The 23,731-nt window shown below is 63.5% G+C and carries 21 protein-coding genes, 1 tRNA gene and 2 pseudogenes; 13 read left to right on the top strand and 11 right to left on the bottom strand.

The window, feature by feature from the left end:
* Positions 1-69 precede the first annotated feature (69 nt).
* Genes trxA through RGUI_RS08380 form a run of 3 tightly spaced genes read left to right on the top strand, consistent with a single transcriptional unit; the run spans position 70 to position 1,829 of the window.
* Complete coding sequence (gene trxA, locus RGUI_RS08390; protein ID WP_081532633.1) at positions 70-978, top strand: thioredoxin; 909 nt, start codon at positions 70-72, stop codon at positions 976-978.
* A gap of 27 nt (positions 979-1,005) precedes the next feature.
* Positions 1,006-1,650 carry an LON peptidase substrate-binding domain-containing protein gene (locus RGUI_RS08385; protein ID WP_081532632.1) on the top strand — a complete coding sequence of 215 codons (645 nt, stop codon included), beginning with the start codon at positions 1,006-1,008 and terminating at the stop codon, positions 1,648-1,650.
* A gap of 26 nt (positions 1,651-1,676) precedes the next feature.
* Positions 1,677-1,829 carry a Trm112 family protein gene (locus tag RGUI_RS08380; RefSeq protein ID WP_156883073.1) on the top strand — a complete coding sequence of 51 codons (153 nt, stop codon included), beginning with the start codon at positions 1,677-1,679 and terminating at the stop codon, positions 1,827-1,829.
* A 9-nt stretch (positions 1,830-1,838) separates the two neighbouring features.
* On the opposite strand, the gene RGUI_RS08375 is transcribed toward RGUI_RS08380, so the two are convergent.
* The gene (locus RGUI_RS08375; RefSeq protein WP_081536024.1) at positions 1,839-2,165 is read right to left on the bottom strand and encodes an ArsC/Spx/MgsR family protein; all 327 of its coding nucleotides are present in this window, start codon (positions 2,163-2,165) and stop codon (positions 1,839-1,841) included.
* A gap of 210 nt (positions 2,166-2,375) precedes the next feature.
* Here RGUI_RS08375 and RGUI_RS08370 point away from each other — a divergent pair, with 210 nt between their 5' ends.
* Positions 2,376-2,582, top strand: a complete 207-nt coding sequence (locus RGUI_RS08370; RefSeq protein WP_081532630.1) for a cold-shock protein — start codon at positions 2,376-2,378, stop codon at positions 2,580-2,582.
* A gap of 215 nt (positions 2,583-2,797) precedes the next feature.
* Here RGUI_RS08370 and RGUI_RS08365 read toward each other — a convergent pair whose 3' ends face one another.
* Positions 2,798-3,196 carry a DUF2177 family protein gene (locus RGUI_RS08365; protein ID WP_081532629.1) on the bottom strand — a complete coding sequence of 133 codons (399 nt, stop codon included), beginning with the start codon at positions 3,194-3,196 and terminating at the stop codon, positions 2,798-2,800.
* A 300-nt stretch (positions 3,197-3,496) separates the two neighbouring features.
* On the opposite strand from RGUI_RS08365, the gene RGUI_RS08360 reads away from it, so the two are divergent.
* The 3 genes and pseudogenes from RGUI_RS08360 to RGUI_RS08355 all read left to right on the top strand — a co-directional run.
* Positions 3,497-4,810 (top strand): VCBS repeat-containing protein, encoded by a 1,314-nt coding sequence (locus tag RGUI_RS08360; RefSeq protein ID WP_081532628.1) that lies wholly within the window; start codon positions 3,497-3,499, stop codon positions 4,808-4,810.
* 547 nt (positions 4,811-5,357) lie between these two features.
* Positions 5,358-5,582: a hypothetical protein gene (locus RGUI_RS21160; protein WP_156882912.1), complete on the top strand. Its 225-nt coding sequence runs from the start codon at positions 5,358-5,360 to the stop codon at positions 5,580-5,582.
* Between the two features lie 1,244 nt (positions 5,583-6,826).
* Positions 6,827-6,982 (top strand): annotated as a pseudogene (locus RGUI_RS08355) (recombinase family protein); the annotation flags it as partial.
* Positions 6,983-7,065: 83 nt separating this feature from the next.
* Here the strand turns inward: RGUI_RS08355 and RGUI_RS08350 are convergent.
* Positions 7,066-8,712 carry an IS1634 family transposase gene (locus RGUI_RS08350; RefSeq protein WP_081532493.1) on the bottom strand — a complete coding sequence of 549 codons (1,647 nt, stop codon included), beginning with the start codon at positions 8,710-8,712 and terminating at the stop codon, positions 7,066-7,068.
* A 124-nt stretch (positions 8,713-8,836) separates the two neighbouring features.
* On the opposite strand from RGUI_RS08350, the pseudogene RGUI_RS08345 reads away from it, so the two are divergent.
* Positions 8,837-9,157 (top strand): annotated as a pseudogene (locus RGUI_RS08345) (helix-turn-helix domain-containing protein); the annotation flags it as partial.
* 199 nt (positions 9,158-9,356) lie between these two features.
* Here the strand turns inward: RGUI_RS08345 and RGUI_RS08340 are convergent.
* The 5 genes from RGUI_RS08340 to trxC all read right to left on the bottom strand — a co-directional run bounded on the left by RGUI_RS08340 (position 9,357) and on the right by trxC (position 13,867).
* Positions 9,357-10,313, bottom strand: a complete 957-nt coding sequence (locus RGUI_RS08340; protein WP_081532626.1) for a hypothetical protein — start codon at positions 10,311-10,313, stop codon at positions 9,357-9,359.
* Entirely contained in the window at positions 10,306-10,920 is a 615-nt protein-coding gene (locus RGUI_RS08335) for a hypothetical protein (RefSeq protein ID WP_156882911.1), read from the bottom strand. Before RGUI_RS08335 ends, RGUI_RS08340 begins: the two co-directional genes overlap by 8 nt.
* A gap of 540 nt (positions 10,921-11,460) precedes the next feature.
* Positions 11,461-13,215 (bottom strand): DUF6538 domain-containing protein, encoded by a 1,755-nt coding sequence (locus RGUI_RS08330; protein ID WP_371587419.1) that lies wholly within the window; start codon positions 13,213-13,215, stop codon positions 11,461-11,463.
* 94 nt (positions 13,216-13,309) lie between these two features.
* Positions 13,310-13,385: transfer RNA gene (locus RGUI_RS08325), tRNA-Ala, on the bottom strand.
* A gap of 35 nt (positions 13,386-13,420) precedes the next feature.
* The gene (gene trxC / locus RGUI_RS08320) at positions 13,421-13,867 is read right to left on the bottom strand and encodes a thioredoxin TrxC (protein WP_081532623.1); all 447 of its coding nucleotides are present in this window, start codon (positions 13,865-13,867) and stop codon (positions 13,421-13,423) included.
* A gap of 80 nt (positions 13,868-13,947) precedes the next feature.
* Here trxC and RGUI_RS08315 point away from each other — a divergent pair, with 80 nt between their 5' ends.
* The 5 genes from RGUI_RS08315 to RGUI_RS22095 all read left to right on the top strand — a co-directional run bounded on the left by RGUI_RS08315 (position 13,948) and on the right by RGUI_RS22095 (position 19,022).
* Positions 13,948-14,157 carry a hypothetical protein gene (locus RGUI_RS08315; protein WP_081532622.1) on the top strand — a complete coding sequence of 70 codons (210 nt, stop codon included), beginning with the start codon at positions 13,948-13,950 and terminating at the stop codon, positions 14,155-14,157.
* Positions 14,158-14,217: 60 nt separating this feature from the next.
* Positions 14,218-15,462 (top strand): DUF2254 domain-containing protein, encoded by a 1,245-nt coding sequence (locus RGUI_RS08310; protein WP_081532621.1) that lies wholly within the window; start codon positions 14,218-14,220, stop codon positions 15,460-15,462.
* Between the two features lie 105 nt (positions 15,463-15,567).
* Positions 15,568-16,800: a lytic murein transglycosylase gene (locus RGUI_RS08305; protein WP_081532620.1), complete on the top strand. Its 1,233-nt coding sequence runs from the start codon at positions 15,568-15,570 to the stop codon at positions 16,798-16,800.
* A 109-nt stretch (positions 16,801-16,909) separates the two neighbouring features.
* Positions 16,910-17,722, top strand: coding sequence for a GH25 family lysozyme (locus RGUI_RS08300; RefSeq protein ID WP_081532619.1), 813 nt, complete (start codon positions 16,910-16,912; stop codon positions 17,720-17,722).
* Positions 17,723-17,798: 76 nt separating this feature from the next.
* On the top strand, positions 17,799-19,022 hold the full coding sequence (locus RGUI_RS22095) for a cyclin-dependent kinase inhibitor 3 family protein (protein ID WP_081532618.1): 1,224 nt from the start codon (positions 17,799-17,801) through the stop codon (positions 19,020-19,022).
* A 41-nt stretch (positions 19,023-19,063) separates the two neighbouring features.
* Here the strand turns inward: RGUI_RS22095 and draG are convergent, their stop codons facing one another.
* The 3 genes from draG to gcvP form a co-directional block, all read right to left on the bottom strand.
* On the bottom strand, positions 19,064-19,957 hold the full coding sequence (gene draG / locus RGUI_RS08290) for an ADP-ribosyl-[dinitrogen reductase] hydrolase (RefSeq protein ID WP_081532617.1): 894 nt from the start codon (positions 19,955-19,957) through the stop codon (positions 19,064-19,066).
* 12 nt (positions 19,958-19,969) lie between these two features.
* Entirely contained in the window at positions 19,970-20,797 is an 828-nt protein-coding gene (locus tag RGUI_RS08285) for an NAD(+)--dinitrogen-reductase ADP-D-ribosyltransferase (protein WP_253799023.1), read from the bottom strand.
* Positions 20,798-20,869: 72 nt separating this feature from the next.
* Positions 20,870-23,719: an aminomethyl-transferring glycine dehydrogenase gene (gene gcvP / locus RGUI_RS08280; protein WP_081532615.1), complete on the bottom strand. Its 2,850-nt coding sequence runs from the start codon at positions 23,717-23,719 to the stop codon at positions 20,870-20,872.
* Between the last annotated feature and the right edge of the window lie 12 nt (positions 23,720-23,731).

Genomic DNA, 23,731 nt, shown 5'->3' with positions numbered 1-23,731 from the left:
GTTCGCCCTTGGGTTTTGCCCGGTGAAGCTCATATATGGCGAAAATCCCTGAAAGGCGGAGACGACTGGATGTTGGGACTTGGCGGAAATGGCGCGGACGCGCCCAAGGGCGACCTGATCAAGGAGATCAGCGAGATGACCTTCATGGAGGACGTGATCGACGCCTCCAACGAGGTGCCGGTGATCGTCGATTTCTGGGCCCCGTGGTGCGGGCCGTGCAAGGCGTTGGGGCCGGCGCTTGAACAAGGGGTGACCGAGGCCGGCGGCAAGGTGCGCATGGTCAAGGTGAACGTGGACGAAAACCAGCAGATCGCGGCGCAGTTGCGCATCCAGTCGATCCCGACGGTCTATGCCTTTCACCAGGGCCAGCCGGTCGACGGGTTCCAGGGGGCGCTGCCGGCCTCCGAGATCAAGGCGTTCATCGACCGGGTGGTCGGGGCAGGCGGCGACGGCGGTCTTGCCGAAGCGGTGACCGAGGCCGAGGCGATGCTGGGCGAAGGGGCGGCCGTGGATGCCGCGCAGACCTTCGCCGCCATTCTGGCGCAAGAGCCGGAGAACGCCGCCGCCTATGGCGGGCTGATCCGGTCGCATCTGGCGCTGAAAGAGGTCGAGCAGGCCGAAGGTCTGCTGGCCGCCGTGCCGGCCGAAATCGCCAACGCGCCCGAGATCGAGGCCGCTCGCGCACAGGTCGACCTTGCCCGGCAGGCGGCCGAGGCAGGCCCCGTAGCCGAGTTGCGGGCCGCCGTGGACCATGATGCCGATAACCATCAGGCCCGTTTCGACCTTGCCAAGGCGCTTCATGCCAATGGCGAGATCGAGGAGGCAGTGGACCAGCTTCTGGAGCTGTTCCGGCGCGACAGCGAATGGAACGACGGCGCGGCGAAGGCCCAGCTTTTCACCATCTTCGATGCGCTCAAACCGCAGGACCCGATCGTGCTGAAAGGCCGCAGAAAACTCTCCTCCCTGATATTTGCCTGACGGATGCCGCGGCCTAGCTTGTTCGGCATGTTCAATGCGGCCGACCTGCCAGAGACCATCCCGATCTTTCCGCTTCCCGGCGCGCTGCTTTTGCCGCGCGCCCGGTTGCCTTTGCACATATTCGAGCCGCGCTATCTGGCGATGCTCGACGACACGCTGAAAACCCCGCACCGGCTGATCGGGATGGTCCAGCCGCGAGAGGTGCCGGGCAGCGAGGAACGCAAGCTGCACAGCATCGGCTGTGCTGGCCGCGTGACCGCCTTTTCGGAGACCGAGGACGGGCGGTACATGATCACGCTGAACGGCATTTCCCGGTTCCGCATCCTGAAAGAGCAGGCGGGGTTCACGCCTTACCTCAAGGCCGATGTGTCATGGGACGGGTTCGCCCCCGATCTGGGCGCCGGGGAAGATGACGGTGCCTTCGACCGAGAGACGTTCATGCCGCTGCTCAGCCGGTTCTTCGCCAGCCGCGGCTTGTCGACCGACTGGGAGAGCCTGCAAGAGGCCGAGGATGAGTTGCTGATCAACTCTCTGTCGATGCTGTGCCCCTTCCCGCCGGAGGACAAGCAGGCGCTGCTCGAGGCGCCCTCGCTTCCGACACGGCGCGAAACGCTGGTCACGCTGATCGAGTTTGCGCTGCGCAGCGGCACCGACGAGGAAAAGATGCAGTGACCGACCTGCCCCCCGCCGACCGCAAGATGCTGGAATCGCTGGTCTGCCCCGTCACCAACGCCGTGTTGCGGTATGATGCGGAGCGGCACGAGCTGGTGTCAAAGGCGGCGGGGCTGGCCTTCCCGATCCGGGGTGGGATTCCGATCATGCTGGTCGATGAGGCCCGGAAGGTCGAGTGACGGTCGCGCCTAGCCGATCAGCGCGGCCTGAATCTCCTTGCCCCAGCCGAGATACAGCGTCTCTCCGGTATCTATCGCCGGCCGTTTCATCAGCGTCGGGTGATCGCCCAGCAGGTCGAGCGGTGGGCGTGCCCGCTCCCCTTCATCCAGTTGCCGCCATGTGGTGGAACGCCGATTGATCAGCGCGTCACCGAACGCGTCGAGCAACCGCGTGAGATCCTCGGCCCCAAGCGGCATGTCGCGGACATCGTGAAACCGCACCTCGTGGCCCGCCTTCTCAAGCGCAGCGCGGGCCTTGCGGCAGGTGTCACAGGTTTTCAGGCCGTAAAGGATCATGATGCCTCCGGTTTCGCCAACCATACCCCAAATGGGTGGGGCGACCAGCCACCGCTTGCTTTTCAGGCGATTCGGGCTGATTTATTGAGCCGTGACGGCAGACGACCTGGACGACCGCTCCTTCTTTGGGCAGCCGGAAGAACTGGAAGACCTGGCTGTGACAGACCGCGCTGCAATTCCGCGGGCGCGGAGCTTGGAAGGAGACAAGGGATGCCCACCGGCACCGTGAAATGGTTCAACACCACCAAGGGCTACGGCTTCATCGCCCCCGATGACGGCGGAAAGGACGTGTTCGTTCATATCTCTGCCGTCGAACGTGCAGGCATGACCGGACTCGCCGACAATCAGAAAGTATCCTACGAGATGATCGAAGGCCGCGATGGCCGCAAATCCGCCGGCGATCTGAAGACGATCTGATTTTCTGGCGAGCGGTGGCGCCACGGACTGCTGCCGCTCTCCCTTGCCCGCGCCGCGCGCCGTCCGATCCGCGGACGACCCGCCCCGCCTGCCGGCACCGCAAGGAAACGCGGTCGGTGCCCACTCACCTGACCGCGTTCAAGTCGGTTTGTTCCATTTCCTAAACCTTGGTCCACCGGGATGTATGCCCGTTCCGCCTGTTCGCCGTTCACGGATCAGGTCAGGACCCGGGTGATCGCAACCCCGGCCCATGCGGACAATCCGGTCAGGACAGCGCCCCAACTGGTGTCGATGGCGACCTGGACGGGCGACCAGTTTCGCAAGGTGGCGTAGTTCGTGAACTCGTAAGTGCCATAGGCAACCGCGCCGAGGATCGCCCCCTGCAGCAGGGCCCGCCCGCCGTCACCGGCTTGCAGGGCAGGCCATGACACAAGGTAGATCAACCCCGCCACGTAGGCGAGGTAGAAGGCCGCCGCCGCGCCAAGCCGCGGCTCCTCCAGCAGCCAGTCGGCGATGTAGCGTTCGAACAGCGGCCGCATGACCGTCTTCAGCATGATCGCGTCGACGACCAGAAAGATGGTTGCCGTCGACAGGTACAGGATAATCGGTTTCATCGGGGCTCCCTTCCAGCTTGCCGGTAAGGGTAGCGCGGGCGCGGGTGTCGTCTATGCGGTGTCTTTGGCGCCGCGCCACATGGCCGATGGATCGGCAATCTTGGCGCCCGGCTTCGCGACCTGTTCCGCAAGAGTGGGTGTGAAGCAGGAGAATGGGCGGTTTTGTGTCGTGATCGTGGCCGGATTTCCCGCCGTCATTGACAGCTGTCCGATATTGAGGCTTCTAGGAATATATTAGGACTTATGAACGACCCCGGCGCGCCACATTTGCTGCGCCGATAGCATTGGATGAGGGATTTCATGGCGCTCTCGATAAACGACACCGATCCGGTGACCGTCACGCTTGATGAACGTAATGACCGGGTGACGATCACCGGCGAACTCGATTGGGAGGTGGTGGCCGACCCGATTGGCCCGCTTCTCAGCAGCACATCCTATACCATCGTGATGCAGATGTCGGGGTCGCCCTTCGCGGCCGACTTCACGATGCCCGAGGTCGACACGGCCGTCACGCTTTCCGGAACCGCGACGATCACCGTCGAAAACCCGAAATCCGGTTTCGGCACGCAGACGGTTTCGGGCCTGGCCGGTCAATACGGGATATCGAGCACTTCGCCCGAGGAAGGCCTGTCGAACAACGTCCTGCTGTTCCAACAAATGACCCGAACCTTCCCCGCCGGAGAGCTGGACGGGGACATGACCTATCAGTTCCTTCTGGGGTTCGATGCGGATTTCAGCACCGTCACCCAGGTTCTGGCCGCCTTGCAGGTGCGCACGCCGTTGTCTGGCGGGCAGTACTACAATTCCGACTATTACACGACCGAGCAGTACCGGGGGCTGGAAATCGTCGACATCTACGACGGGTCGCCCGATCCCGACTCCCAGCCGCAAACCCCCGATGGCGACACATTGCAGGATTTCACCGGCGACGGAACCGACGACATCCTGTGGCGCAAGGACACCGGCCATGTCGGCTATTGGGAGATGACCGATGGTAACAAGACTTACCACGCCATCGGCTGGGCCGGCACCGACTGGTCCGTCGCAGGCACGGGCGATCTGAACGGCGACGGCACCGACGATATCCTGTGGCGCAAGTCGGCCGGCCATGTCGGCTATTTCGAAATGGACAATGGCAGCCACACCTACCAGGCCATCGGCTGGGCCGGTACCGACTGGACGGTCGTGGGCATCGGCGATCTGAACGGTGACGGGACGGATGACATCCTGTGGCGCAAGTCGGCCGGCCATGTCGGCTATTTCGAGATGGACAATGGCAGCCACACCTACCACGCGATTGGCTGGGCGGGGACGGATTGGTCGGTCGAGGGTGTGGGCGACCTGAATGGCGACGGCACCGATGATATCCTGTGGCGCAAGGACACTGGCCATGTCGGCTATTTCGAGATGCATGACGGGCAGGACACCTATCACGCCATCGACTGGTCCGGGACAGACTGGTCGGTCGAGGATGTGGCCGACGTGAACGGCGATGGCACCGACGATGTCATCTGGCGCAAGGACACCGGCCGTGTCAGCTATTGGGAAATGAACGACGGCAACGCGACCTATCACACCATCGACGACGTTGGACTGGACTGGGATATCGTCTAATCCCTGTATCCGTCGCGCGCCGAGAGCGTATTGCCTTACCTTAACGCTCGGCCCCCTGTCCCATCGGAACGATCAGGGGGCCGATGCGCGTTTTTTGCCTTGCCTTGGAGGCCGCCGAAAACGCGGGGGAACGCCGACTTGTTCGGCCATGACTCAGGGGGTATCGCCTGCGCAAACAGTCGGGCCCGTGCTGGCGTCACAATCGAACATATCGGTAGGAATGGTGGAGCCGAGGGGAAGCGGCAGGCGGTGGGTTTCGGTATTTATTTTCAGTGGCTTAGGGGTATCTGGTTTTGCTGCTTGTGTCAGCCCGCTGTAACACTTTGTGTGGTGTGACGGGCATTGTTTGCAGCCCAGCATTGGTGCCCGTTGAATTGGTATCCCCTACAGAGGCGAAAAACGCCTTCTCGCTCGCTTCATTCATCAAGACTCTTCTCGTTGAAGCGACTTCCCGCGCTTGCAGTTTTTTTCTGCGTGCTGCGGCTTTCTCAGGACAGCCCCCAACAAGCTGCCCAGCCCATCCAGCTTCCCAACATCACTTTTCCCCATGACCTCCATTACCATCGACCTCAACCGGCCCGCCCGCAAAGGCCCCTGTGCGATCTCGCGTGACCTTCTGGAAGACGGACATGCGCCCGATACACTCGTCGCCTTCGTTCGCGGCTCGACACCCTGTTTCAGTCCTGCCCCGCTTTCCAAATGGGCGGGTTTGACCGCCGAAGAGTCAAGCTCCGGTGCTCACATGCGCTTCCGGCCCTATCGCGAACGGTAAACTCCGGTCCGAGATTTGGCCCTTTGGGTGCCCCCAAGTTCCCCCGGGCACCCTCCGCCTACCCCGAGGCCGCAAGGCCATCCTGCGCCCCAAATCCACAGGTCTGCGGATGTCCGGACCAACAACAAGGCAACGCATATCGGTACCCGGTGGGAGACACCCAGCGGCGTCCAAGGATGGCGGTGTGGCGATCCACGCTTTCACCGAGAAAACTCTCCTGACCGATCAAGGGCCGGAAGCGGACTCTGCAAGCCAACCGGAGCCGATCATATACCGTGGCCCTTCGTGTAAGGATGGATGGGGATTTGGCCGAAAGAGTGCCCCCGGGAACTCTCTGGTATCGTGAGGCCCGAGATATCCCGAGTTGGCCTGTGGGGCGCAAATCCACGGGCGTGCGGGCCTGCCAAGGGGCGGAGTTTCCACAGTATCGAGCGCCCCCAAGACGTCGCGGAAGACGTAGCCAGGCGCTTCGGTTTCAAAGGCTTGGATAGGGGGCGTGTACAGCACCGCAAGCGGTGGAAATATGCTCAAGGAGACTTCGGCGCAGGTCGGGCGTCGCGGGGGCGTTTGGGTATTCGGCTTGCCGCACCCTGCATCTTGAGAAACTGGATCTTTATCAATGACTTAGAATTTGCATCCCCTACGGCTGGTTGGGCCGTTTGAGATTTCTATAGATTCTTAAAGAGGTCTCTGAGAGTAACCTGAGGGTTATTATTGTTTTTTTATAGGTGCTTAAGTGTTCTTGGGGTTCCCCAGAGAGTCCCCTTGGTTGGCAACGCTGATCTGTCAGGGCAGCACCTCCCCAACCCCAAACAGGACATTCCCTCGTTTGCATCCCGAGTGGTCCCCGAGGGTATCTTGGGGATGAATGGTCTGCTGGGCCTCCGTCTCTACTGTCACAGGGCAGGCAGCAATTGCGATCCTGCGGCCGCCCCCACCCCATCGGATATTTCCACAGAAAATCTATCATCTTAATGCGCATGGGCGTCCCCCCAGTTTTCCCCCATGGCCCCCCCCGTAGCGACGGCTCAGCGCTCGCCACCTTCCCCATCCCCGATCCTGTGAACACTCCGGGGCAAAGGCGGGTCTGCCGGATGCCCCCCAGAGTGTCCCACAGGGCAAGGTCTAGTGAGTCGTCTCACCGCCCGGCGCAGAATGTCCCATAAACATGGTCTTTCATTTCTGAGACGCTGCGGCCTATAACGTCTTAAACCTTGTGAGACAGTCTTGATGGAGGTGAGACGATGTTGGTGGGATATGCCCGGACTTCGACGCTGGACCAGAGGGCGGGCCTTGAGGGGCAGCAAAGGGACCTTGAGGCCGCCGGGTGCGACCGGGTGTTCGTGGAGCAGGTGTCCTCGGTGGACGTGACAGCCCGTGAGAAGCTCGCTGAGGCCCTGTCCTCTCAAGTTCACCAGTAAAACGCGTAAGTGATTGATATCGTTATGGCGAGATTGGCCAAAATGTAACTACGCGAGGGTGATCAGGCGGGTTTTGGCAGGTTCAGGGTGTCGAAGAGGTCCAGTTGTTCGGGGGTCGGGGTGGTGAGGCCGTCGAGCTTTCGGTCGGCGATCCGGGCTTCGTGGCGGTGGATGCGCGCGAGCATGTCGAGGGCGGTTCGTGGGCTGGCGTCATGTCCTTTTGCCTTCAGCCGCATGCGCATGACGCGGTAGAGGACGAGGGCGAGAAAGCAGATCAGCGCGTGGGCGCGGATGCGGTCGGGCAGCCGATGGTGGACGGGGGCGATCTCGATATCGGATTTCAGGACGCGGAAGCCGCGTTCGATATCGGCCAGCGACTTGTAGCGGGTCACGGTTGCGGTCGGCGTCAGGTCGGGGGCATTGGTCAGCAGGGCGAGCTTGCCGTCGAAGAGTTCGGCTCGGGCGACGGCGTCTTCGTCGATGCTGTAGCTGAACCGGTCGGCCTGCAGGTCTGCCTTGAGGAACCGGGTCAGTTCGGCCTCGGCCACGGCGCGCGTGAAGCGGCTATAGGCGCCGCGGTCGGAGGCGCGGCGGCCCCGCGCCGTCTGGCCGTCGTCTTGCGCATCGAGCTTGGCGACCATCTTTTCGGCCTGGGCTTCAAGTTCGGCGATGCGGGCGCGACGTCGTTCGGATTGGTCGGCGGCTCGAACGGGATCATGGGCGACGATCAGGCGATGGCCGGCAAAATTGCTTTCCGCCAGGCCGCCTTCGTCGAAGGCAAGGCCCCGAAAGGTCTCGACCAGATCGGCATAGCGACGGGCGGGGACGGCGAGGATGAACTCCAGCTTGCGGTCGTCCTGATCGGCCAGGGCGGTCAGTTCGTCGATGTTTTCAAGGCTGAGCAGGCCACGGTCGGCGACCAGGATGACACGCTGCACGGGAAACCGCTGCAACACCGTCTGCAGCATGCCCTGCAGGGTTTTCGTCTCCCCGACATTGCCGGGGTGGACCGTGTGCATGAGCGGCAGGCCGTCGGCGGTTTGCACGACGCCGAGCACGAATTGCCGGGCGATGCCACCGGTTTCCTTGTTCATGCCATAGGCGCGGAGGTCGTCGTCAACCTCTCCGTCGCCATGGATGCGCACCGTGGTCAGGTCGTAGAAGACCACGGCCAGGTCCCGATCGACCAGCGGACGGATTTGTCTGGCCAGTTCCATCTCGACCCGCTCGGCATGGTCCATCAGCGCATCCATGGCGCGGAGCAGATGTTGATGCGTGACGGTGTCCGGCATCGCGGGCATGGCGACCGTTTCCAGCCAGCGCAGGCAGCCCAGCTTGCTTGTGGGGTCGCACAACCGATTGAACACCATGGCGCGGACCAGCGCCTCCACGTCGACTTTCCGCTTGCCGGAACGCAGCGCACGGCCGAGGGCATGATCGAAACCAAGGTCCTTCCACAACTCGTGCAGGGCAAAGACGTCGCCATAGCTGCGCGCCGCCTCGTAGGTGATCTCGGCCTTCTCGGGCTCGACCCGACCCGCGGCGCGACTGAGCCCCCGGATCAGCGCATCGAGCTGGCCATCCTTCATCCCGTCCACGCGCCCCAGATTGGCCACGACGCGCAGCCGGGGCTTGCCCGCCTCGTTACGGAAGGACTCGACAATCTGCAGATAGCGACGCCCGCCGCTCTCGGTGATGCGCGTGAACATGGCATGCAGGATATCGCACGTTTGGGCGCATTCATAGGGTCTTAAACATCATAACGTGTAACTACACGACTTCGGCCGAACTGCCCACCTCGCGCGCCTTAAGCTATTGAAATCCCATACCTGCGCTGAACGCGCTCACGCAGATTCCCCCGGATTTTGTCGAAGTTCGGCCACCCCCACCGGCAAGTTGATGTTGACGGTCCTTGGGGGCGTCGCTGAGTTCGAACGGGAGATCATGCTTGAGCGGCAGCGGGAGGGCATCGCCAAGGCGAAGGCCGCGGGGAAATACAAGGGCCGCAAACCCACCGCACAGGCCAAGGCCGACGAGGTGCGAAAGCTGAGGGCCGAAGGGGTCGGCGCGACCGAGATTGCCCGGCGGCTGGGGATCGGGCGGGCCAGTGTCTATCGGATCATGGGGGGCAACCCTCAGGGGGTCGTAAGGTAGGGGTGGACTCCGGGCCTTCTCTGCGCGGGCGAAGGGGCTCGCCAAGATATGAAAGAGCTGCCATTCGCATCGCTCACGGGCGGCCGTCGCCTCGATCTTTCATCAGAGATTCGCTGTGCTATGCCCAAGCGGCGGGAATGCGCAGATAGCGGAGTTTGCAAGGTTAGGACCGCAGGACGGCGCGGAACGGATTGAAAGTTTAGGAACCCTGAGGCGGTGCCTGCTCTAAATCCGTAACCGTGTAGCTGACCGTTATAGTTCCATCAGGCTTTCTGATTGTGCCAACCTCAATTTTGGCGCGAAAGCGATCGCCGAGTGTTATACCCTCTTTCTTCTCGATCCTTTCCAGGTAGTCTTGGCTTACCTGATGGCTGAATTTACCGGAAATTATCTCTTCGGCACCATCGCGTTTAAAGTCGAAGGTTCTCTTGATTGGCGATAGCCCTACGAGCGTACCGGTCCAAATGACGGGTTCGATCTTGACGTTCGTTTCAGATATCCTCCTAAAAGCTCTCTCAATGTCCGCCCGGTCGAAGCTGTATTGTCGATCTGGAAGATTGGCTTTTAGTGCTGCGTCGTTCTTATCAAGATGGCGGAAAAACTTTGCAAGAGCGGCAAAGACCCTTGGGTTAATGTCATCAACATCGATGAGGAACTCATCCTCATTTTCTTGTGTAAACTCCTCAAATAGCGCGGTGGCCTGCTCAAGAGATTCCCTGATGGGCGTTTTCACGGCGCTTGTCTGGCATGCATTCTTTTCTTCAAGAACGAAGCCGAAGGAGCCGGTGGCGACGCCGCGAATGTTGAGGGCCGCGAGTTCCGCCCCCTTAATTTTACCTCGTTGCGCAAGTTCGCCTCGCAAGTTCGATGCGAAAAGGCGAGTTACGATGCCTTGAAAATAGGCGAGTGCTTGCGCGGCGAATCTAGCGTCGATAGTGCGTGATCCGTCCACGGGGGCGCCATCGAAGAGGATTGACACCTCTGCGACCTGAGGGTCGCGTTCCCTAAGAGCACTTATCTCTGTGGTGACCACTTCCAAACGAGTCGAGAAGTTTAACCGACCAACCACGTCTCCATCTGTCTCGGCCTCGTTCATAAGCGCTTCCAACTCAGCCTTCTGATTTTCTAGATCAGCAATTCTTAGGAGGTCAGACATTGAACCTCACCCCTATCGCCCGGTCGATAGCTGCGAACTCCATAGGGTCCATCACCAAGGGAATTTCAAGGATGCCTTTCTTTGAATTTGAGCCGCGCATGTCACTGAAGAGCCCGAACCAGTATGTTGTGTTTCTGACCAACGAACGTGATCCGGCATCAAGGTCAACGGCGTAGGTATCGCAGTAATATGTAGGCTTCATTGTCACAGTGTCGAAGAAAGCGCCGTGAATAAATTTCTTGTAATCGTGCGCCCAATTTTCTGGTTGGGATTGATACCCTGCAGGCCTGTTAAAGAGCGTCACCACGTCAATGTCGCTTGGGCTCTTCTTCCTAAGGATCTCGACATTTTCTACGAAGCTGCCGTCTATCCATTGATAGCCTGAAACAAAGCCACCTGAATGCAAGTGCTTCCGGTATTCATTAAGGCCTTTCATTAGTTTTGCGCGTTCTGGCGAGGTGCAGAAGCGATCAACAACCTCATGCATTGTTGCCGAAAAAGGCGAACGTGCGTTCGGAATAGTTGGGTGACCAGAAATGAACGGCGGCAACGCTCCGTGGGCTGCAAAATCAGGTATGGGCATATAAAAGCTCGTACTTTCCTCCAAGGAACAGCCTATCCATGATCATGAGCTGATGTCCAAGGTTATCTTCACACCCGTTGACGCAGTGCTAACCCCATGAAATTTGTTACCTTTTCCCCAGACTTCACGTCTGCTATGGGCTGGACCAAGTGATCTGATGGTTTGTGTCAGGTATTCGCGATACCCCGCGATGTGCAGTGCGCCGGCTGCGTGATTTCGTAGGCGCAGCGGATGGCTGGAATGACGGGCCGCGCCGCGGCGGAGCGAGGCGGTGGTCAATTGCCGGAACGGGCCGGCTTTGTCATCACCCTCTCACTGCGGTCGCGAAATTCTGAGCCTGTGCGGTATGGTAAGATGGGCCCGGTGCCAGCCCTCGCCGCTTTGCCCATCAGGCCCACCTTCAGGACTTTCGAGCACGACCCTGTGCGCCCGGGCCTTTGCGAACCGCATTTTCCGTGCATTGCGCCGCGTCAGAGCCCCGCGCCGACAACCGGGGTCGCCGGACGATTGCCAAGGGGACGCCTGTGCCTGTTATTGGGGAAGACCCGCCGTCGATGAAAGCACTCAGGGCAGCCCGTGGAACCGCTTGATCTTGCTCAAGTCCACCTCGGGATAGGCAACCTTCGCGATGTGCTCCGCCAGTGTCCCAAGGTGAACCTTTCGGTTCCCGTAGCGGCCCGCCATGCCGCCCGGTGCGTGCCCCTGTAGAATATCGGCAATCTCTGACGGAACGCCGCTGTTCAGGCAGGCATCCTTGAAGTTGTGCCGTAGGGAATGGAACGAGGTCTTGTCCGTCTTGGCCTCCACCTGCTTCAGGTAGCGGGCGAAATCCTTGGACGGCTGGCTTGAGTAGTACCCCTTGCTGTCTCGCTCCAGCGCCGGGAAAAGCATGAGGTCCTTGGCTGCCCGCCGTGCGGCAAGGTAGTCCCAGAAGCCAAGTTCGAGGATGCTGGGGTGCAGCGGCACGTCCCGTGTCTTGTGGTTCTTGACGCGCTGGTGTTCCCCGTCCTCCGAGATAGACAGATACCGGACGCCGCCATCCTCGCAGACATCGTCCACGCGGAGTTGGCAAAGCTCATTCAGGCGGGCGCCGGAATAGAGGCCCAGCATGGGGAGCCAGTACCAATGCGTATGGCTCATGTTCGTCTTCCCAGACCGGGAGCGCCGCCGTTCCGACTCGCAGCCCGTGAACAGGGGGCCGTGAAAGACCTTTTGTAGCTGCGCTGGGCTGAGCGGGTCGCGTTGATCCCGGGGCGCGATCTGGACGTTCAGCTTCATCGGGCCGAAGATGTCGGACACGTCTTCGTCCATCTGCTTGTCGGCCCATTTCCAAGTGGCCTGCAAGCGGCTCAGCGCCTTGTTGACCGTTGTCACGCTGAGAAGGGGCAGGCCCATCCGCTTCGCCACCTCGACTTGCTCTTTCGCCGGGCGCCCCCGTGTTTCCGGGTGCTTCTGCCGGTTGCTTGGCAGCCCGACCAGCAGGGTCTTGAAGTCCCGGGCGTCCTGCTTTGTGTAGTCGAGGATGGGGCGGTCTCCGGCGGTTTCCAGAAAGAGCCCGATCCAGCTTTCGTAGTCATCCGAGAGCTTCGCGGTCCACTGGTTCGCGCGGTCGGCTTCGGCCTTGCGGTCCTCGAACAGGGCCGACAGCGGTTTGCCCTTGGGGGCGCTCAGGGGCTCCCTTGGGGCGGCTTCGGGTGTCTCGACCACGTCCCCCTTGTTGCGGCGCTGGATGGCCTCAGCCGCCTGTATCGCCGCCTCCTGCAACGCCCTGACGAGAGGGGACCAGGACGGCGAGTCCTCGGCAAGCCGGATGTCGATCCCGCCCCAGGTCAGGACTTCTTCGGCCTCCCCCCGGAAGAATGCGTCTCGCTTCCCCCGGGCATAGTTTGCGCGGTTCACCGCGTCGATGTCGTGCCCCAGTTCCTCGTATTCGTCGAAACTGGGCCTTGGGTCGTGCTGTTCCTCGGGAACCGGGCAGGCGGTTCCGGTCTCCTCGAACCCGCTGAGCCTGACGTCCTCGTCCTCCTCCAGACGAAACCGGAAGTATTCCGCCTTGATCCGCTTGATTTGCTCGGGCGCAAGCTCTGAAACCGCTTTCCGGCGCTCCGCCGCCACCTGTCGCCGGTGGGCGTCAAACCTCCGGTCCACATCGACAGCGGCCACCCTGACCCGCCTGAGGGCTTCCGGGTGGTCCCTCGTGTGCAGGCTGAAGGTTTCTTCGCGCTTTCCGTAGGTATCCCGGATGTCATTCGGGACGGTTGCGCGGTGGTAATAGACAGCGCCGCGGCGGTAGAGTCGGGTGTGACCTGAGGCTTTCACGATCTTGCTCACTGTAACACCTTACCGCAACAGTGGCTTCGGAAAACCCTTTCCTGTCAGCACTTTACTTGAAATTCAAGGCTTTAGGAAGGAATGGTGGAGCCGAGGGGAATCGAACCCCTGACCTCGTCATTGCGAACGACGCGCTCTCCCAACTGAGCTACGGCCCCGGTGCGAGGTCGTTTGACCCATCGGGCAGGTGTTGTCAAGCGGTCTGGGCGACGTGCGTGCGGACAAACGCCTCGATATCGACCGCGGGGCGCGCGCCGGTCAGCCGGGCGACTTCACGGCCCTTGTCGAACAGGATCAGAAGGGGAATGCCCCGGATGTTGTAGCGCACCGTGGCGTCCGGATTGGACTGGGTATCGACCTTGGCAAAGCGGACATGGGGGGCAAGGGTCTTGGCGGCCTGTGCGAATTGCGGCGCCATCATCCGGCAGGGGCCACACCACGCCGCCCAGAAGTCCACGATCAGGGGCAGGTCGTCCGACTTGACGCTCTTTTCCATCGTCTTGAAGGCGATGTCATGCACCTTGCCATCGGTCAGCTTCGCACCGCAGGTGCCGCATTTGGGGCCAGAGCCCAGCTTGTCGGCCGGGACCCGATTGGCGGTGTCGCAGTCGTGGCAGATGAGTTTGAGACCGGCGCTCATGGCGCGTCCCCCTATTTACATTCATTTGCACGAATATATTATGGAAGCCATGGCGTAATGCAAGTCCACAGGGTTGCACCGTGTCCGAAAGCAAGACCGACGATCTGACACCCTGGGCCCATCTTGCACCACAGCGGCAGATCGCGTTGCGAGAGGCCTATGCGGCCGATCCCCTGTGCCTGACCGGTACCTGTTCGCTTGAGGCCAAGACGGCGCATTTCACCGATTGGCTTGCGGCCCGTGGCGTGGCCTTTTCGGCCAGCGACCTGCATCCCGCAAGAAAAGGCTGAGCATGGGCATGGCCCGGGGCCCGTGCTAGGGTCGGGCGCAATCAGCCTGAAGGTCTCCCGATGCTGTCCAAACGCCTCTGGCAACTCTTGCGCCTGACCCGCCGGTTGTGGGTGCGGGCAAGCCTGATCGCGCTTCTTGCGATCCTTGCCGCGCTGCTGGCCACGCTGTTCGACCCGATCATTCCGTCGGGCTTGTCCGACCGTATCGGGGAAGATGCGGTGATGCCCATTCTCAACGTGCTGGCGTCGTCGATGCTGGCGGTGACGACCTTCTCGCTCAGCGTGATGGTGTCGGCCCATCGGGAGGCCTCCTCGCAGGTCACCCCGCGCTCTCACCGGTTGTTGCTGGAGGACACGACGACCCAAACGGTGCTGGCCACCTTTCTGGGGGCGTTCATCTTTGCGCTGGTCTCGATAATCCTGTTCCGTGCGGGGCTGAACCGGGGGGCGGCGCCGGTCGTGGTCTTCGGCTTCACGGTGCTGGTGGTGGTCCTTGTGATCCTCGCTATCCTGCGCTGGATCGACCACCTGTCGCGTCTGGGCAGCATGGATGAGACCATCGCGCAGGTCGAGGCGCGGGCGCGCAAGGCGCTGGCACGCCAAGCTGCAGCGCCCAGCCTTGGCGCGCGCCCCTTGCCCGGCCCAGAGGCCATTCCCGACGGGACGCGGGCGATCGCGGCGACGCGGGGCGGATATGTGCAGTTCGTGGACATGGCGGGCCTGTCGTCCGCGGCCGAGAGCGCAGAGGCCGAGATCTTCGTGATCGTCATGCCGGGCGATTTCGTGGTGTCGGGCGCGCCGCTGGCCTATGTGTTCCCGCCCGATGCCAAGGTTGCAGACGGGATCGGCGCCGCCTTCGGGATCACATCGGTTCGCAGTTTCGACCAGGATGCCCGTTTCGCGCTGCTGGTGTTGTCCGAGATCGCCTCGCGCGCGCTGTCGCCGGGGTTGAACGACCCGGGCACCGCCATTGACGTGATCGGCCGGTTGGAACGGCTGCTGGCCGAGTGCAACCCGGCGAATGACGAAGTGCGCTATCCAAGGCTCTGGGCACCGGCCTTGCGGTCCGACGCGCTGGTGCAGGATGCGTTCGATGCCATCGCGCGGGACGGTGCCGGTTTGATCGAGGTCGCGCGGCGTCTGATGCAGGCGCTGAACACCCTTCGCGCCAGCGGCGATCCTGTGCTTGTCCACGCCGCCGAACGGATGGTTCCCCGGGCCCTTGCCCATGCCGAAAACGCGCTGATGCTGGATGAGGACAAGGCGGCGCTGCGCGCCTTGGCGGCGGGGCGGGGCAGGCCGTGATATCGGTCGTCGCGGGCGGTGCGCCGCCTGCGCTGCCCAGGACATGGTTTCCTTGGGGGTGTGCCCCGGCTACTGATATCTTGCGTGCGAATACGGGAGTGGCCGATGACACCGAACAGACGAACGGTTCTGCTGGGGCTTGCGACCACGGCGCTTTCGGCCTGCGGCGGGGGGCAGGGGGTGCCCACGGTCTCCCGCGCGGCGGTCAGGGCCGTGCCCAATCCGGCTTTCGATGCCTGGGTTGCCGCCTTCCGGTCGCGGGCGCTGGCGCGCGGCATTGCACAGCCAACGGTCGACCGGGCCTTTCGGGGCGTGGGGTTCCTGCCGGACGTCGTCGAAAAGGACCGTAACCAGACCGAGTTTACGCGCAGCCTTGAAGACTACCTTGCCATCGCCGCGTCGGATGAACGGATCGCCAAGGGCCGGGACGCGCTCAGTCGTCACGGCAGGACCCTTGCCGCGATCGAGGCGCGCTATGGCGTGGACAAGGAAGTCGTGGCGGCGATCTGGGGGCTGGAAAGCCGGTACGGGGAACGCCGGGGCGATATTCCCGTGATCTCTGCCCTGTCGACGCTGGCCTTCGACGGGCGGCGTGGTCCGTTCTACGAAAAGCAGCTGTTCGCGGCGCTGAAGATCCTGCAACGGGGCGACATCACGCCCGAGCGCATGACCGGAAGCTGGGCCGGCGCGATGGGCCACACCCAGTTCATCCCGACCTCGTTTGAGGCTTATGCCGTGGATTTCACCGGCGATGGCCGGCGGGATATCTGGTCGGACGATCCCACCGACGCGTTGGCCTCCACGGCGGCCTATCTGCAACGTTCCGGCTGGCAGAAGGGGCGCCCCTGGGGGATGGAGGTGCGCCTGCCCGCGGGGTTCAACACCGCGCTTGCAGGGCGGGGCAATGCCCGTGCCGTTGCGTCATGGCGCGCGCTTGGCGTCACCGACACCAGCGGACGGCCCTTGCCCGACCACGGATCGGCGGCGATCCTGATACCGCAGGGGCGGCAAGGACCGGCCTTTGCCGCGTTCCGCAATTTCAGTGTCATCCTGCGCTACAACAACGCCGAGAATTACGGGATCGGCGTCGGCCATCTTGCCGACCGGATCGCCGGCAAGCCGCCGTTGAAAGCGGGCTTTCCGCCCGATGCAAAGGGCTTGACAATCGATGACCGGAAGGATTTGCAGCGGCGGCTGACGGCGCTTGGGTTCGACACGCAGGGCACGGATGGGGTGATCGGGCCGAATACTGAAACCGCGATCCGCGCCTATCAGGCCCGCGCCGGTTTGCCAGTCGATGGGGAGCCGTCTCTCGCGTTGTTGCGACGGTTGAGATAGGCGGCTGACCGGTCTTTCCCGATCATCCGGGTAAAATCGGTTGCCTTGTGGCGGTCCTTCAGGCGGAATGGTCCCGTGGCCCTCAGCGGTCCGGAAACGCGAGAGACCGATGCTGCGACCGACCGTGCTTGCCCTGTCCGCCCTGACCCTGTTGTCCTGCGGGGCGCCGCCGCCCGCGCCCGAGGCGACCGAAAGCGTGCAGCGCGCCGTGACAACGCCGCAGCCACGGTTCTCCGATCACGACCCGTTCGACTGGCAAGGTCAGGTGCCTTGGGCCTATCCGGTGCACGGCATCGATGTGTCCCGCTGGCAGCGGGATATCGACTGGCGCAGGGCCCGTGCCTCTGGCGTGTCTTTCGCGTTCATCAAGGCGACCGAGGGGGTAGAGGAGCTCGACCCGATGTTCCGGGCGCACTGGGACGGGGCCGGGCGTGCCGGCGTGCCGCGCGGGGCCTATCACTATTTCTATTTCTGCGCCCCGGCCGACAAGCAGGCGCGCTGGTTCATCCGCAATGTGCCTCGCAGCGCGACCAGCCTGCCCCATGTTCTGGACATGGAATGGAACCCGCATTCGCCCACATGCCGGAAGCGGCCGGATGGTGCGACCGTCCGGGCCGAGGCCAAGCGGTTCCTCGATATCCTCGAACAGCATTACGGGCGGCGGCCGATCCTTTACACCACGGTGGATTTCGCCCGCGACACCGGGATCGAGCGGCTGCCGGGGACGGAGTTCTGGCTGCGTTCCGTCGCGGGCCACCCGCGAGAGACCTATCCGGGCGCGCGCTGGACCTTCTGGCAATATACCGGCACCGGCAAGGTCACGGGTGTGGACGGGCCGGTCGACATCAACGTCTTCCGCGGGTCGGCGGCGGACTGGCAGGTCTGGGGACAGGCAGGGGCGATGGCGCAGGCCACCCCGTGAGACCGCCTGCTGGCACGCCCTTGACCCTCGCGGCCCGATCGGGCGTGGTGACAGGACATTCCGTAGAGACCTGCCCATGACCAACGCCCGAACCAGCCAGTCCCACCCGCTTCAGATCGCAGAGGTTCGGGCCAGCCCCGATCATGGGCGGATCGGCATCACCTTCTGCCCCGGAAAGCACGATGCGCTGGCCAGCACCGGGGCGTGGGCGCGCGATCTGGCGACCGATCTGGAGGCCATTGCCGACTGGGGCGCGCATCTTGTGCTGACACTGGTCGAAGAGGACGAACTTGACTTGCTCAAGGTGCCAAACCTCGGCGCCGAGGTCGAAAAGCTCGGGATGGCGTGGCGGCATCTGCCGATCCGGGATTATTCCGTTCCGACCGACGCGTTCGAGGCGGCGTGGCAAAGCACGGGCCGGGAACTCCGCGATCTTTTGCGGGGCGGTGGCAACGTGGTCGTTCACTGCCGGGGCGGGCTGGGCCGGGCGGGCATGATCGCTGCGCGCCTTCTGGCCGAACTGGGGGTGGAGCCTGCGCAGGCGATCCGCGACGTGCGCGCCGCGCGCCCCGGCGCCATCGAAACCCCCGCGCAACTGGCGCTTGTCCGCCGCACCGGGCCGGTGACCGATGATGTGCCCCTCGACATGGCCGCGCTGGAAAAGGCCGGCCCCGGCATGGGCAGCAATCCCGGCGGCGTCTATCGCGATGGGGCGGGCCGGCAGTACTACGTGAAGGAGCTGGAAAGCCCCGCCCATGCCCGCAACGAACGGATCGCCGCGAGGCTCTATCACCTCGCCGGGGCACCCACGCTGCGTTATGTGGCGACGGTTGATCCCTGTCTGGTCGCCACTGAATTCGTCACTCTGGAAAAGCGCTGCATTGCACGGTTTTCAGAAGACGAGCGGCGGCAGGCGCAGCGCTGGCTGGGGGTGCATGCCTGGACGGCCAACTGGGATGCGGTGGGGTTCGACGGTGACAATCAGGGTGTCGCGGGGGGCGTGGTGATGACGCTCGACACCGGCGGGGCGCTGGCGTTCCGCGCCAGCGGCGACCCCAAGGGCAAGGCGTTCGGAGAGAGCGTCGGCGAACTCGACCGCCTGCGCACGGATCCCGACAACCCGCATGCGGTGCGGCTTTTCGGTGACATGAGCGTCGAGCAGGTTGCGGACGCCGTTGCCGTTGTGACGCGCTTGCCGGATGGAGAAGTGCGCCGGGTTGTCCAGACCCTTGGCGGAAGCGCGAAACTGGCCGCCAAGATGATTGCGCGCAAGGCCGACATGGCCCGGCGTTCAGGGTAACCGCCGCGGTCAGAAAACCGGGGGTCAGAAAACCCGGGTGGTCAACTCGCCTCGGCGGCCTGCGGCACGGCCAGCAGCCGCGGCACCTGTGCCCGGACCTCGCGATAGACGTCGCTGTCTAGCGCGTCCAGCCAGCGGGTGGGGATCGCCTCCATCCCGTAGGTCGCGCCCGCCAGCATGCCCGCAAGCGCCCCGGTCGTATCGGCATCGCCGCCCTGATTGACGGTCTCTACGACGCAATCCTCGAACCCCCGGGTGCCAAGATAGAAGTGCTGAACCGTCTGCATCGTGTCGACGATGAAGGCCGAACACTGGCCCGGATAGCGCGCGAACCCGAAGACCTTGTGCTTCTGTGTAAGCCCCGCGCATTCGTCCTGCACCACCTCGGGGCCCAGCCCCTGCAACAGCCCGTGGACCATGCGCACCAGCGCGATACAGGCGTCGTCGGACAGCGGGTGGTGATGGGTGGTGCGGGCTTGGGACAGGGTCCACGCCTCTGCCCGGTCCGGCTGGCCATAGGTCGCAAGGGCCACCGGCAGAACCCGCATGGCCGCGCCGTTCCCCGCATCGCCCTCGGCAAAGCGGCCTTCGACCGTGCCTTCCCGGACGAACCGCCGGATGCCCCTGCGGCAGGTGTTGCCGACATCGGCGGGCTTGGTGTCCAGCCACGCGGCGAATTCCTCGCAGACATCATGGGCGTCAAGTCCGCCCATGCGCAGGATCGACCGCCCCAGCGCCAGCGACATCTGGGTGTCGTCGGTCACCTGCCCACGGTCGAGGTTCAGCCAGCCGCCGCCCACGATGTCGCGGTGCACGCCGAATTCTGCCGCGATCTCTCCCTTGGTCAGGAACTCCACCGTGGCGCCAAGCGCATCGCCCACTGCAAAGCCCAGATAGGCGGCAAGTGCGCGGTTCTGCACGCTGGGCAGGGTCACGGGGCGCTCTCCTCAGACATAGTCCATAGTGACCCTGTAATCGCCCCCGATGGCAAGGAACTCCCGCTCTCCGTGCAGCAGTTTCGTGGGCAGCAGGCCGTTGAAGAACACGATCTTGGCCAGCGGCACCCGCGTCGTCAGGATCCGGTCGCCGAAACAGCCCGCAACGTCGCGGTCGGCCGAAAAGGAAACCAGATTGTTCAGCCGGATCACCGCCGCGCGCCGGCCGGTCCGTTCCACGATCCGGTGCCGGTCGACATCGTTGACCCCGCGATAAAGGGTCAGATGGGTCTGGCCGGGAAAGGCGAAACGCCGGATCGCCCATTGGCAGAATTCGAACAACAAATCCAGTTGCACCCAGATCGCGTTGTTGTGGAAGCGGCTGGACATCTTTTCCTCGACATAGCCTGTCCAGGCCGGGCCCGCGGGGCCGTCGATGATGTCCTTGTGGTAGGAGGGGCAGACGCCAAACCGGCTTTCGACCCACCCTTTCAGAACGGCGCCTTCCGGCCCGTTGCTGTCAAACCCCCAGCCCTGGATCAGCCGCAGGAACGATGCGCGGTAGTGCTTGCTACCGGTGTTTGCCTGTTGTTCGGGATCCGGTGCGAACATGCCCGTCATGTAGGCGCGGAACGCCTCCCCCGCCTCGGTCAGGTCGTCGGCCCCTTCCAGCATGGCGAAGAGGCTGCGGTTCATCTCGGTCACGCCCCAGATGTGGAGAGGGTCGGACGTTTCGTTGAACCCCGTGCTGCCCAGCCAGTCGGCCGAGCGCCCCACAAGGTTCGTGGCATGGCGGATACTGTGCCCGCTGCTGTGTCCCGCATCTTTCATCGCGGCCATCTTGCGGTGTCCCGGGCCGGGAGGAAAGGGCCCAGATCGGCGCAACGCGATGGGGCCCTTTCGCTCACGGGACTATTCCGCGGCTTCGGCCAGATCCTCCACCGGCGGGCAGGTGCAGACGAGGTGACGGTCGCCATAGGCGTTGTCCACCCGCCCCACCGGCGGCCAGTACTTGTCCACCCGGAACGCGCCCGGCGGGAAGCAACCCTGTTCGCGGCTGTAGGGGCGTTCCCAGTCGGTCACCAGATCCTCGACCGTGTGGGGCGCGCGCTTCAGCGGGTTGTTGGCTTTCTCGATCCGGCCTTCCTCGATGTCCCGGATCTCCTCCCGGATCGCCAGCATCGCGGTGATGAACCGGTCAAGCTCTGCCTTGGTCTCGGATTCGGTCGGCTCGATCATCAGGGTGCCTGCCACCGGCCAGCTCATCGTCGGGGCGTGGAAGCCGCAGTCGATCAGGCGCTTGGCGATGTCGTCGACGGTGATGCCGGCGGTTTCCACGAAATCGCGGGTGTCGATGATGCATTCATGGGCCACCCGGCCGCCCTTGCCCTTGAAAAGCACGCTATAGGCGCCTTCCAGCCGCTTGGCGATGTAATTGGCGTTCAGGATCGCCACCTTGGTCGCCTGCGTCAGCCCCGCGCCGCCCATCAGCAGGACATAGGCAAAGCTGATCGGCAGGATGGAGGCCGAGCCGTAGGGCGCCCCGCTGACCGCGCCGCCCTTGCCGCTGAACGGATCGGCGGGCAGGTAGGGGGCCAGATGCGCCTTGACCCCGATGGGTCCCATGCCGGGGCCACCGCCGCCATGGGGAATGCAGAACGTCTTGTGCAGGTTCAGGTGGCTGACATCGGCACCGATCTCGCCCGGTTTGACCAGCCCCACCAGCGCGTTCAGGTTCGCCCCGTCCAGATAGACCTGCCCGCCATGGGCATGGGTGATCTCGCACACCTCGCGCACGGTTTCCTCGAACACCCCGTGGGTGGAGGGATAGGTGATCATGCAGGCGGCCAGCTTGTCGCCCGCGGCCTCGGCCTTGGCCCTGAAATCCTCCAGATCGATATCGCCATTGGCGGCGGCCTTGACCGCGACGACCTTCAGCCCGGCCATATGGGCGGAGGCGGGGTTGGTGCCATGGGCCGAGGTCGGGATCAGGCAGATATCCCGGTCGTCCTCGCCCCGGGCCTTGTGATAGGCGCGGATCGTCAGCAGACCCGCATATTCCCCCTGTGCGCCGGAATTGGGCTGCATCGACATCGCGTCATAGCCGGTGATCAGGCACAGCTTGGCCGACAGATCGGCCAGCATCTGCGCATAGCCCTGCACCTGGTCGGCGGGGGCCAGCGGGTGGATGTTGGAAAATTCCGGCCATGTGATCGGGGCCATTTCCACCGCGGCGTTCAGCTTCATCGTGCAAGAGCCCAGCGGGATCATCGCGCGATCCAGCGCAAGGTCGCGGTCGGCCAGCCGGCGCATATAGCGCATCATCTCGGTCTCGGCCCGGTTCATGTGAAAGACCGGGTGGGTCAGGTAGTCGGTCGTGCGCACCATCCCCGCGGGGAAGCGGTACTGGCGGTCGCCACCGGTGTCTTTCTTGTCGATGCCGAAGGCGCGCCACAGCGCCTCGATGCTGGCGGGGCGGGTGGTTTCGTCCAGCGAAATCCCCAGCTTGGTCTCGCCCACCTTGCGGATGTTGATCCGCTCGGCCAGCGCGGCCTTGTAGATCACGCCCTGCATCGGGCCGACCTCGACGGTGAAGGTGTCAAAGAACTCTGCCGGGTCGACGGTGAAGCCCGCCTCTTCCAGACCGCGGGCGGTGCGCACGGTCTTGCGGTGGATGCGCTGGGCGATGGCCTTTAGCCCCTTGGGGCCGTGGAACACCGCGTAGAAACTGGCCATCACCGCCAACAGCGCCTGCGCGGTACAGACGTTCGAGGTCGCCTTTTCCCGCCGGATATGCTGTTCCCGCGTCTGCAGCGCCAGCCGGAACGCCTTGTGCCCGTGGCTGTCGATGGACACGCCCACGATCCGGCCCGGCATCGCCCGCTTATAGGCGCCACGGCAGGCCATATAGGCCGCATGCGGCCCGCCATAACCCATCGGCACCCCGAACCGCTGGGTCGAGCCCACGGCGATATCGGCGCCCATCGCGCCCGGTTCCTTCAGCACGACCAGCGCCATCGGGTCGGCCACGACGATCCCCAGCGCGTCGGTTTCGTGCAGCCGCGCGATCGGGTCGGTGAAGTCGCGGATATGGCCATAGGTGCCGGGATACTGGAAGATCGCGGCGAAAACCTTTTCCGGCTCCAGATCGGAGAACGGGTCGCCCACGATCACCTCGATCCCCAAGGGTTCCGCCCGGGTGCGGACCAGCGCGATGTTCTGCGGGTGGCAATCTCGGTCCACGAACACGGCCTTGGCCTTCGACTTGGCCACGCGCTGGGCCATGGTCATCGCCTCGGCACAGGCGGTGGGTTCATCCAGAAGCGAGGCGTTCGCGATTTCCAGCCCGGTCAGGTCGCTGACCATGGTCTGATAGTTCAAAAGCGCCTCCAGCCGACCCTGGCTGATCTCGGGCTGATAGGGGGTATAGGCGGTGTACCAGGCCGGGTTTTCCAGGATGTTGCGCTGGATCGCCGGCGGCGTGACCGTGCCATAGAACCCTTGCCCGATCATCGTGGTGAAGGCTTTGTTCTTCTTGGCGATCTGCCGCATGTACCACAGCATCTCGCGCTCCGACTTCGGCTTGCCGTAATCCAGCGGCTCGGCCTGACGGATGCTTTGCGGCACGGTTTCGTCGATCAACCCTTCAAGGGTGGTCAGCCCCAGCACCTCCAGCATCTCGACCATTTCCTCGGGCGAGGGGCCGATATGGCGGCGGTTGGCAAAGTCGTAGGGCAGGTAGGTGCTGGGTGTGTAGGTCATGCAAATATCCGG

Origin of the sequence: Rhodovulum sp. P5 (genome assembly GCF_002079305.1) — a bacterium.
Taxonomy (GTDB): domain Bacteria; phylum Pseudomonadota; class Alphaproteobacteria; order Rhodobacterales; family Rhodobacteraceae; genus Rhodovulum.
The sequence above is the reverse complement of the archived record's forward strand: the minus strand, read 5'-3'. Positions and strand labels throughout refer to the sequence as shown.